The sequence below is a fragment of the Cellulophaga sp. genome, assembly GCF_039943695.1.
GTDB lineage: Bacteria > Bacteroidota > Bacteroidia > Flavobacteriales > Flavobacteriaceae > Cellulophaga.
Genome location: NZ_JBDVAA010000001.1, coordinates 1 through 1,617, shown reverse-complemented (window position 1 = coordinate 1,617; position 1,617 = coordinate 1). Strand labels below are relative to the sequence as shown.

Here is a 1,617-nt window from a genome sequence, read left to right as displayed (position 1 = left end):
CTAACACGGCAGGTATTACTGGAGTGTTAATTTTTATATACTTACTAAATTTTTCAAATTCTTTAGATATGCCACCACCTATAACAATGGTGTCTGGTGCAACTAATAACTCTACATACTCTAAAAAAGTATTTACACGTTTTCCCCATTTTTTAAATGAAAGATCTTCTCGTTGTCTAGCAGAATCAGCAGCCCAAAGTTCTATTTTTTTATGCTTTTTGTAAGGTATTTGACCTAACTCAAAATTAGGAATAAGTTGGCCATCTAAATAAGCGCTACTACCTAAACCGGTTCCAATGGTAATCATTACAACAAAACCTTTAAGATCTTTACCTACACCATAATTCATTTCTGCGTGGCAAGCCGCATCTGCATCATTAATTACTGTAAACGGCAAGCCTGTAGTTTCTGTAAACAAAGCAGTAACATCTTTATTAACCCATTTACTATGTAAATTTCCAGGTGTTTTGCAAACACCACCTTTAATTAAAGTAGGAAAACCACAGCCAACAGGACCATCATAATTAAAATGCTTTATAATTTTATGTACAACTTTAGCCATTTCTTTTGGCTTTTTTGTAGGCGGAGTAGGAACTCTAAAACGGTCTGTAATTTTTTCTCCTGTCTTAACATTTACAAGCGCTCCTTTAATTCCAGAACCACCAATATCTATACCTAGAACTTCCATTTAGTAGCTTTATAGTTAGATTAACAAAGTAACAAAAAAACTTTAAAGAGTATCTATTAAATAAATCTATGTATTATTTAATAGGTTTTTACATATCATTAAAATAATAGTAGATTCTTATAAATTGCTATTAGTGAGTGATTTAAATATTAATACTTTTAAAATACTCAAAAGTCTACAATTAATTATTAGATACAGGTTTTAAGTCTATTTTAGATCTATACCAGTTGTTTTTGTATATTTGTAAGAAAAATATTCACAAATGTTTAGATTAAATTTAAAGTATTTAGCTGTATTAATGGTTTTTAGTGGTTTGTCATGTAGTAGTTCTAGTGATGATGATACTGTTAATAGTGCTGTAGGAAAAGCCATTGTTTTAGAGGCTCCATTTTTTGTAGATGATAATAATCCTGCTCCTTCTGGAAAAAAATGGACTAAAATAGAAAATGTTTCAGATGAGTTTAATAATAATAACTTTGATGAAGTTAAATGGGTAAATACCAGTACACGCTGGATAGGAAGAGCTCCAGGAATTTTTAAAGCAAATACAGTATCACAAGCTGAGGGTAATTTAATGCTTACGCCATATGAGTTAAATGAGCCAGAAGTGGTTAATGGAGATACTTTTACTCATGCAGGTTCTAATATCTACTCTAAAAATGCAGTGCAGGTTGGTACTTATGTAGAGTGTAGTATGAAAGCAAATAAAACTTTTATGTCTTCTACATTTTGGTTAATTAATGTTGTTGGAGAGGGAGAAGGATGTGACAAGAGGGTAACAGAATTGGATATACAAGAATGTGTTGGGCAAATTACAGGAACAGCAAATTTTGCTAAAACTTTTGATGAAACAATGCATTCAAATACGCACAGTAGAAATACTAACTGTGATGAAACTCCAGTTGGATCTGAAGGAAATATTATAACTA

At 31.2% G+C, this 1,617-nt stretch carries 2 protein-coding genes; one reads left to right on the top strand and one right to left on the bottom strand.

What is annotated here, in order from left to right; genetic code table 11:
* Window positions 1–688: polyphosphate--glucose phosphotransferase (gene ppgK / locus ABJD66_RS00010; protein WP_348126782.1), on the bottom strand; the 688-nt coding region annotated here is incomplete at its 3' end.
* 262 nt (window positions 689–950) lie between these two features.
* Between ppgK and ABJD66_RS00005 the strand changes: the two genes are divergently transcribed.
* A partial coding sequence (locus ABJD66_RS00005; RefSeq protein ID WP_348126780.1) for a glycoside hydrolase occupies window positions 951–1,617 on the top strand: 667 nt, incomplete at its 3' end.